General features: G+C 66.5%; 9 protein-coding genes and 1 pseudogene. 6 read left to right on the forward strand and 4 right to left on the reverse strand.

Features of this window, described 5'->3' with window-relative positions; all coding sequences use genetic code 11:
* Positions 1 to 23: 23 nt before the first annotated feature.
* Together Q9R26_RS18360 and Q9R26_RS18365 are read right to left on the reverse strand one after the other, a co-directional pair.
* A complete protein-coding gene (locus Q9R26_RS18360) occupies positions 24 to 281 on the reverse strand; it encodes a hypothetical protein (protein ID WP_311228181.1) in 258 nt (85 codons plus the stop codon).
* Positions 282 to 429: 148 nt separating this feature from the next.
* Positions 430 to 975, reverse strand: a pseudogene (locus Q9R26_RS18365) (alpha/beta fold hydrolase); the annotation flags it as partial.
* Between the two features lie 140 nt (positions 976 to 1,115).
* On the opposite strand from Q9R26_RS18365, the gene Q9R26_RS18370 reads away from it, so the two are divergent.
* On the forward strand, positions 1,116 to 1,454 hold the full coding sequence (locus Q9R26_RS18370) for an ASCH domain-containing protein (protein WP_311228173.1): 339 nt from the start codon (positions 1,116 to 1,118) through the stop codon (positions 1,452 to 1,454).
* A 32-nt stretch (positions 1,455 to 1,486) separates the two neighbouring features.
* Here the strand turns inward: Q9R26_RS18370 and Q9R26_RS18375 are convergent, their stop codons facing one another.
* Positions 1,487 to 1,945, reverse strand: coding sequence for a helix-turn-helix domain-containing protein (locus Q9R26_RS18375; RefSeq protein WP_311228174.1), 459 nt, complete (start codon positions 1,943 to 1,945; stop codon positions 1,487 to 1,489).
* 142 nt (positions 1,946 to 2,087) lie between these two features.
* Between Q9R26_RS18375 and Q9R26_RS18380 the strand changes: the two genes are divergently transcribed.
* The 3 genes from Q9R26_RS18380 (at position 2,088) to Q9R26_RS18390 (ending at position 3,522) form a co-directional block, all read left to right on the forward strand.
* Positions 2,088 to 2,591: a MarR family transcriptional regulator gene (locus tag Q9R26_RS18380; protein WP_311228175.1), complete on the forward strand. Its 504-nt coding sequence runs from the start codon at positions 2,088 to 2,090 to the stop codon at positions 2,589 to 2,591.
* A 389-nt stretch (positions 2,592 to 2,980) separates the two neighbouring features.
* Positions 2,981 to 3,259 carry a hypothetical protein gene (locus Q9R26_RS18385; protein WP_311228176.1) on the forward strand — a complete coding sequence of 93 codons (279 nt, stop codon included), beginning with the start codon at positions 2,981 to 2,983 and terminating at the stop codon, positions 3,257 to 3,259.
* Positions 3,256 to 3,522, forward strand: a complete 267-nt coding sequence (locus tag Q9R26_RS18390; protein ID WP_311228177.1) for a hypothetical protein — start codon at positions 3,256 to 3,258, stop codon at positions 3,520 to 3,522. The genes Q9R26_RS18385 and Q9R26_RS18390 overlap by 4 nt, the downstream gene beginning before the upstream one ends.
* Positions 3,523 to 3,619: 97 nt before the next feature.
* On the opposite strand, the gene Q9R26_RS18395 is transcribed toward Q9R26_RS18390, so the two are convergent.
* Positions 3,620 to 4,561 carry an AraC family transcriptional regulator gene (locus tag Q9R26_RS18395; RefSeq protein WP_311228178.1) on the reverse strand — a complete coding sequence of 314 codons (942 nt, stop codon included), beginning with the start codon at positions 4,559 to 4,561 and terminating at the stop codon, positions 3,620 to 3,622.
* 853 nt (positions 4,562 to 5,414) lie between these two features.
* Between Q9R26_RS18395 and Q9R26_RS18400 the strand changes: the two genes are divergently transcribed.
* Together Q9R26_RS18400 and Q9R26_RS18405 are read left to right on the forward strand one after the other, a co-directional pair.
* On the forward strand, positions 5,415 to 6,020 hold the full coding sequence (locus Q9R26_RS18400; protein WP_311228179.1) for a recombinase family protein: 606 nt from the start codon (positions 5,415 to 5,417) through the stop codon (positions 6,018 to 6,020).
* 51 nt (positions 6,021 to 6,071) lie between these two features.
* On the forward strand, positions 6,072 to 7,808 hold the full coding sequence (locus tag Q9R26_RS18405) for a hypothetical protein (RefSeq protein ID WP_311228180.1): 1,737 nt from the start codon (positions 6,072 to 6,074) through the stop codon (positions 7,806 to 7,808).
* Positions 7,809 to 8,022 lie beyond the last annotated feature (214 nt).

Below are 8,022 nucleotides of genomic sequence, written 5' to 3' on the forward strand. Positions count from 1 at the left end.
GGCTACCGGGCGCCCCCTTCGGTTCAGGCGCCCGCTGCGATTCGGTCGAGTGCTTGTGTCAGTTCGGCGCTTTGCTGGGGTCCGCCGTGTCCCTCATCCTCCGCGATGGTGAGCGTGCTTTGTGGGAGACCCTGGTGGAGCCGCCAGGCTGTCACCGCGGGGCCGCTGATGTCTCTTCGGCCGTGCACCAGGGTGGTGGGGATGTGTTGGATGCGGTCGAGCCGAGCCAGGATTGCGTTGTCTCCGGACATGAAGGCGTCGTTGCTCCAGTAGTGCGTCACCAGCCGAGCGAAGCTCCTCGCGGCGATCAGGACCGATGTGTCCTTCGTTCCGAAGCTCGGGGTGGTCCAAGGAGACGTGGACGTTCTCCCATTTGTCCCAAGCCGCACCTGCCGCTTCGCGAGTCGAGGCATCCGAGGACACTAGGAGACGGGCATAGGCGTCGACGATCCGTTCGCCGGAACGTCGGTGGCTGGCACGTTCGAACTCGTCCCATTCCGCTGGGAACAATCGACCGACGCCGTCCGTGATCCACTCGACCTCGCTCCGGCTGGTTGTCGTCACGGCCATGAGCGCAAGTGCGCGGACACGTTGCGGGTGTTGTTGTGCGTACGCCAACGCGAGCGTGGTTCCCCAGGAGATCCCGGTGACGACCCAGGCGTCGATCCCGAGGGTTCGGCGGACGGTTTCGATGTCGTCGATGAGTTGCTGAGTGTTCTGTCGATCCATCCGACCATGCGGTTCGCCCACTAAGCGGCTTTTGCCGGTGCCGCGTTGGTCGATCCCGATGAGTCGGTACCGTGCCGGGTCGAAGTGGGTGCGGTACCAGCCGCTACCGAGTGATCCTCCGGGACCGCCGTGGAGCCAGAGGGCAGCCAGACCGTCTGGATTGCCTGACTCTTCACAGTAAATCGAGGCGCCTCCGTCCGCGTCGACGGCGCTCGTCCGATAGGGCTCGTACCGGTCGTAAGTCACCGCTCCACGCTATCGACGATCACACCATGAGTCGTCTCGTTGGAGGGTCTTTCAACGGACGGTCCTGGCCTTGGTAGTCCGACCGCCGCCGGAACCGGGACGTCGGTCGCCGCCCTCTGCCGCTACGGCAGACTGGGCACATGGTCAGTGCAGCACCCAACACGATCCACTTCCATCGCAAGCACCACGAAGCAGTGATGTCGGGCGAGAAGGTCACCACCGTGCGGTGGAACGAGGACGTACCGGTGGGGGCAGCCGTGTTCGTCTTCGATGAACACCCGACGGCAGGGCCGGTCCCCGGCACAGTGATCGCCGTGCACCAGTACCGGCTCGACGCCCTCACTGCCGAACAAGCCCACCAGCCGCCGGAGACTGACATGCAGCTCTTCGCGCAGCAGCTGCGCGAGAACTACTACCCGGACATGCCTTCCGACGCTGTCGTCGAGGTCACCCAGCTCGCGATCGAGACGTCCCGATAGCCGATCCCCTGCCGAGACAGATTGAAGCTGGGCTACGCGGCCGCGGCTCGTGCAGTGTCGTCGTCCGCCGCTTCGTCGGTGATGAGAGTGGTCAGCTGCGTGAGGAACCCGGCGATCATGGCTGCGTCGCGGCCGCGGTACGCGGCGGCGAGGGCGTTCATCCGGCCGGTGAGTCCAGCGAGGGAGTTCGGGTCGATGCGATTCCCGACGGGCCTGATGCAAATGCAGCGGCGGTCGGTGGGGTGCTTGGCGCGGACGACAAGTCCGGCAAGGGTGAGCCGGTCGACAAGCGAAGTGACGGACGCGGAACTGATGCCGAGGTGCGCACCGATCTGCTTCGCGGTCGGCAGCGCCTGGGCATCGGCGGCAGCGTAGATGAACGTCAAGGCTCGCGCTTCGGTAGCCGAGGTCCCACAAACGCTGTCTTTGCGGTGCCGGAGCTGCGATTCAGCATGCCGGTACTGGGCGAGTGCGGTGGCGAGATCGCCCATGAGTGCTCCTGACGTGGTCCGCTCGCCACGGTAGGCCGACCCGCCGGGAGCGCCCCGGCACGTCGGGGTACGGCGCAGCCCGAATGCCGGCTCGGCGGCGGCCTGCCAAACTCGAAGACGTCCCGAACAGGTTGCGCGGGACGTGCCGCTGGAGGTGGTGACGGTGGAACACGGTGAGCAGGTTCCGGGTGGGGTGCTGTTGCTGGAATCAGTGAACCGGCTTCGGGTCGCGGAGACGATGTTGCAGAACCGGGCACGTGCCCGGATGGGGTTGAAAGCGAACGACTTCCAGACGGTGCAGTTCCTCGCCGCACGGGAAGCCGCCGGCGCTCCCGCGCGCGCAGCGGACCTCGCCGAAACGCTTGGTGTCAGCAGTGCTGCGGCGACGATGACGATCGACCGGCTCGTCGCACGGGGCTTCGCGGTCCGGGAGCCGGATCCGGACGATCGCCGCTCCCGCATCGTGCGCCTGACCACAGCCGGGCAGCACAGCCTCACCGGAGCATACGAAGACCTGCCCGCGGCCGTGCAGGAGCTCCTTGACGCAGTCCCCGCGGAGGAAGCGGAACGCATCGCCGCACTCGCGACCGCCGTGCAGGAGGTTGTGGACCGCACCGCGACGGACACCACCAACCCGACCGACTGACCAGATAACGCTTCTAGTTAAGGAAGTTAGACGCCGGCTGGTCTGGGTTCGTAGCCTACTTGCTGTCAGGACTCCCGCGCCCCGGTCGCGACGACGCCGGCGCTTCTCGCCGACAGCACGACCGTGGTGGTGCCTGACCAGTCACCGTGGCCGGTTATGCCACGGGGAAGGCCGCTCGGCATGACGCCCACCCTTGTTTCTCCCGCTGCTGCACCTGTGCCAGCACCCCGCGCGGACCTCATCTTCACCGCCCACTACGGTGCACAGCGGTCCCCGTTGACCGAGGTGCAGCACGCACGCCGAACCCGACGTCTCGCCGTCCTCGCGGTCACGACCGGGCTCGTTTCGGTGACCGTCGCGACGGTAGCCATCGTCCTCGCGAGTGCCTGGTGAGCGACGACGCGGCGACGACGCCGACTGAGCCGATCGACATGGGGCCGCTCCTGCAAGAACCCACGGCGACACCGCTCTTCGAAGCTGGCCCGCGGGCGGATCCGCAGCAGTGGCATCGCCGGGGACTGTTGACGCCGGCTGAGGTCCACGCGATCGTCGTCGCCCGCATCAACGACCTCCCCACCATCGTCACCACCACCCCAGCAACCAGTGACGAGCTGATCTCTCCGACCGAGCCGACGTACGGCGACTTCCTCAGAAAGCCCCGCGCATGAGCATCCTGCTGCACCACCGCAAGACCTCCCCCGCGCTCACCGTCCCCGATTCCTCAGCCGTGCTGCGGTGGGCTGCCGCCGACGCGGGGTTCTGGGTTGCCGACCATGGCGGCGCGTTCGCCGGCACCATCGACCAGCACGGCCGCCACTTCTTCGTCCGCAACGGCTTCGGCGAGTACCTCGGCGACTACCGCACCCTGCAGGCCGCACAGACCGCACTCGACCGCCACGTCGAGACCACCCCCATCGAGCCGCCATGCTGACCACCCCCAGCGGTCTCACGGACGCGCACCGGACCGTGTTCTACCGACTCGTCGTCCTCGACGCCGCGCTTCGATACCGGTCAGCGAGTGCGCTCGGTCACGCGATGCCACGCAGCACGTCGCCGGGGAGCTGACCGAACTCCGCTTTGTAGGACGCTGCGAACCGGCCGAGGTGCGTCAGCCCGACCGATCGGGCGACCGCCGCAACCGACTCCGCCTCACCGGACTCGAGCTGCTCCCGCGCCAGCAGCAAGCGGATGCCCTTCAAGTAGAACAGCGGCGAGACCCCGTGGATGCGTTGGAACGCACCCTGCAGCCCCCGCACGCTCATACCCGCAGCCTGCGCGACGTCGTCGACGGTGATCCGCTCGGCGATGTGGTCCAACAGGAACGCTTCGGCTTTCGTCAACCGGGTGCGCGCCGGTGCCTCCCGACCTTGCCCGACCGGCCAGTGCGGAACCGCAGTTAGCAAGCCGGCGGCGGCGAACCGGGTGAGTTCTTCTTCCCGTTCTCGGGGAACCGGTCCAACGTGGCCGAGGATCTCCGCCGCGACCGCACGCACCACCAACCACCACGCCGCGAGCGGCGCCCCCTCGGGCACGTGATGCGGTTTGAACTCCAACGGCGCCAGGTTCCACCCACCCCGCTCCGCGGCGACCTGCTCGACCGTCGCCCGGTCGATGCGCATCAGGTCCTTCTGGAACCCATCCCACCGGAACGACTGCCGGCCCTCCCGGTACAGCACCGGCCGACCCCGCAAGAGCGGCTTCCCATCCACGGCGCCACGACCGGACTTCAACCACACCACGGTCACGGCAGTATCGGGCGCGACCTCCCCGCGCACGGTTCCGGTGCACTGCGTGGACTCCAGCGACAGCAACACTGTCCCGGTGATGGTCTCTTCGAACCGGAACGGCACCCCGCTCTGGGCGACATCAAGACCGAAGGTGCGATGCGTTCGCGCAACGGCTGTGCGTGCTGCAGCGACATCTGGCGTGCGCTCAACCAGGCGAGTTCGCTCCATGGTGGGTGAAGTCATTCGGTGATTCTCCTGGACAGAACTCACCGTCAACCTCTTCCCGGGTAGCAGCTACCCCGCGGGAACCCGCAGAACGCGATCAACCGTCGTTGTGGGACGCGACCCCGGTCTCGTTCGCACGGATCTGCAGGTCCCGAACGAGATCTGCGCTGCTGCCCGGGTGGTCGTGCTGCACCTGCTTCACCAAACCCTCCGCCTTCGCAGCGTCGGTAGCGTCGATCGCACCATCCATGACCGGTTCGGTCGGTTCCTCATTCGTACTCACTCCGCGAAACCTACGCCGAAGCCGGACCCGCTCCCGCAGAACACAGTCAGCGACGACGACGCAACACACACGCAGAGATGACAGCTGCCACGGCCATACCTCCCAGGAGCAGCAGGCAGCGAGCTCTGGGGAGGTGCTGGCCGAGCCACCACCCCATTCGCCAAAGCGCAGCCTCTCCTGACCGCGAGGGTGGGAGCGCCCGGACGGCGTGCTCGAGGAGACGGAACGCTCCGAGATCCCGGTCCGCGGCGTCGGTGAGGAAATACGCACCATTCTCGTGCAGGACCGAACCGATCCGCTCGCCCGTGTCGGCATCATGCACCGACCATTCCCGGTCAGTGACGGAGCGAATCTGCGCAGCACCCATCCAGTCAGTCTCGCCGGATCGAGCAGCGACAGCCCGAGTGCGGAAGTGGAATGTCCCGACAGCGTCATCCCACCCGTGTACGAAACCGTTCGAATACGACACACTCACCGGCAATGGTCGCCGAGACGCCGCTGCACCGGCGTGTCTTGTACCGGAAATCAGTCCCGGAAACTACGTACCGACACGCAGACGCGCTGACGGGTTTCGCTACAGTTACCGGCATGGGTGAGCTCCTCGGGTACGCGCGAGTGTCGACAACCGATCAGGATGCGTCGCTGCAACTCGACGCGTTGCATGCTGCTGGCTGCTACCGCGTCTGGGTCGACACCATGTCCGGGTCCCTCGAGCACCGTCCTGAGCTTGCAAAGCTGCTCGACCAGCTCCGGCCCGGTGACACGCTCGTCGTGTGGCGGCTCGACCGGCTCGGCCGAAGCATCCGACACCTCATCGACCAACTCCACGGCATCGCGGAACGCGGCATCGGGTTCCGGTCGCTGCAGGAAACCATCGACACCACCTCCCCCGGTGGCCGGCTCGTGTTCCACGTGTTCGCCGCCCTCGCCGAATTCGAACGCGACCTCATCAGCGAACGCACCCACGCCGGCCTCGCCGCCGCTCGAGCCCGCGGCCGCACCGGCGGCCGTCCACCCCGGCTCTCCCCCGACCAGGCACGCACCGCGCGTCGCCTCTACGAACAGCAAGACATGACCGTCGCGCAGATCGGTGAAGTTCTCGGCGTCAGCCGCACCACCATCTACCGCACCCTCGCCCGCCAAACCGACATCGCTACCGTCCGCCGCATCCGAACCGACGCGTCAGAGAACTAGCGCAGCAGGCGGCACCGCAGTGGTGTCCGTTGTGGCGGTTACGATCCGGGCATGGCTACGCACGTTGACTGGACTCGGCTCGAGCGCAGCGAGTTCGAGCGGATCGTCAACGTCCTGATCACCCGTGACGGAGATGCGCGCGGATTTGTCTCCGTCGCCCCAGATGGTCGTGGCGGCGATGCCGGCATCGACATTGCGCTCCGAGATCCCGCCAGCGGCCGGATCGTGCACATTTACCAGCTGAAGCACTTCCCCGAGGGCTTCTCATCGGGCTGGGCGCAGAGCCGGCGGAAGCAGATCACCAAGTCGTTCCGCAGCGCGTTGCAGCACGAACCGGACCACTGGACGCTCGTGGTACCCGAGCAGTTCACCGCTGCCGAGCAGAAGTTCGTCACGAACCTCGCCCACGACACCTCCACCACGGCGCACGTCATCGGGACTGTCGAGCTCGACAAGCTGCTCACGCAGCACACCGACGTGCACGACTGGGCGGTCCGTGACGCCGTCAACAACGCGCTCGACCGGGTCGGACGGAAAGACGTGCAACCGACCACGACCGCGGACGCCGCCGACAGCCTGAACCGCTATCTCGCGCAACAAGACACGTTCAGCCTGTACTGGGGGCGTAAACCCGTCTTCCGCGATGGGGGCGTCGTATGGGAGTTCTACGCCAAGCGGGACGACGCCCCGGTCATGGAACCGTTGCGCATCACAATGAACACCGCGTTCGGCGCCGACGACGAGCTCCGCAAGCTCACCGACGACGTCTTCGGCTACGGACGCGGGAAGCAACTGGACCTGCCCGAGCATGTCGTGCAGTCACTGGTGCTCGACGGGCCAACCGAATGGTTCGCCGGCGTCGAGCACAACGTCGCCCTGTCCTTCACCCCAATGTTCAGCACCGCCGAATCCCGACCAGCCCGCGTCGAAGCGTACGACCGAGACGGCACACTCCTTGGCGCACTGAACGGTCGAACGATCAACTCCAACGCCGGAGACGTCGGTGGCTTCGTCGAGGTGCTGTTCGAAGGCGGCCTCACGATGCTCTGGCGGTTCCCGCGTGACTCCCGCAACGGATCAACGGACATCACACTCGAAGCGGTTGGACAGCCATCCGCAGCGGTGGCACGCGCCACCCGCTTCCTGCAACACTTCAAGCAGCTCGACAAACTCCGCCTCGAGGTCGAAGGGCACCCGATCGTGGCGCAAGTCGATGCCTCACACTCCCCGCTCATCGACGACGAGCTCCACGAGTACGCCGACGACCTCGGCACGATCGAACGCCTTGCCGACGTCAGCCTGCCGTTCCCCGCAGCGATGCCCGACCTCAACGAACGCATCTGGACTCGCATCGCCCGGATGCTCCTCGAGGGCCGATGTGCGGTCATCCACAACTACAAATCCATGAACGCCACCCTGAACGGCACACGCGATGAAGCGATGGAACAGCTGCTCTCCGACGGCGCCCAAATCCTCAACGCGACCACCGCCGGCAACGACGGCGACAGCGGCGTCCGGATCCTCGACACTGAGGTCCCCATCGCCGGCATGTGCATCTGGCATCCGCGTATGCGCATCGCAGGCGCCGAAAACGTACGCACACGCCTCGACGCCGGAACCGCCGAAGGCATGCACGTCGTGATCGAACCGATGGACGGCACACCCTTCCGCGTCTACAGCAGCAAGCACACCTCCCCAGAAACCCGCGTGATCCCCGAAGCATGGAACATCACCGGCGTCGGCGAACACCCAGCACTCGAAAAAATCCGCACACAAGCCAGCGAGTGACTGAACCTGAGGATCGGCTACCGCACACGTGCGGCCGTGTCGGGAGCCCGCGAGAACCCGGGGGTATCGGCGTCTCAACAGACCCGCCCGGCGATGTGCCCGGTGACGGGTCCCTTCGTGAGACACGGCCGGGCTGTTGGTGGCAGGCGCTCCTGATCAGGACTCGGGGGTGTCGGTCTCCGTCGCCAGTGCGGCTGCGAGGTCGGCTTCCGAG

The organism is Curtobacterium sp. BRB10, from assembly GCF_031844325.1.
GTDB classification, from domain to species: domain Bacteria; phylum Actinomycetota; class Actinomycetes; order Actinomycetales; family Microbacteriaceae; genus Curtobacterium; species Curtobacterium poinsettiae_A.

Bases quoted from the DNA above. Each gene is read 5' to 3' on its own strand.
- Q9R26_RS18390 (WP_311228177.1), top strand. From the start codon at position 3,256: ATGAGCATCCTGCTGCACCACCGCAAGACCTCCCCCGCGCTCACCGTC.
- Q9R26_RS18370 (WP_311228173.1), top strand. From the start codon at position 1,116: ATGGTCAGTGCAGCACCCAACACGATCCACTTCCATCGCAAGCACCAC.
- Q9R26_RS18395 (WP_311228178.1), bottom strand. From the start codon at position 4,561: ATGACTTCACCCACCATGGAGCGAACTCGCCTGGTTGAGCGCACGCCA.
- Q9R26_RS18405 (WP_311228180.1), top strand. From the start codon at position 6,072: ATGGCTACGCACGTTGACTGGACTCGGCTCGAGCGCAGCGAGTTCGAG.
- Q9R26_RS18400 (WP_311228179.1), top strand. From the start codon at position 5,415: ATGGGTGAGCTCCTCGGGTACGCGCGAGTGTCGACAACCGATCAGGAT.
- Q9R26_RS18375 (WP_311228174.1), bottom strand. From the start codon at position 1,945: ATGGGCGATCTCGCCACCGCACTCGCCCAGTACCGGCATGCTGAATCG.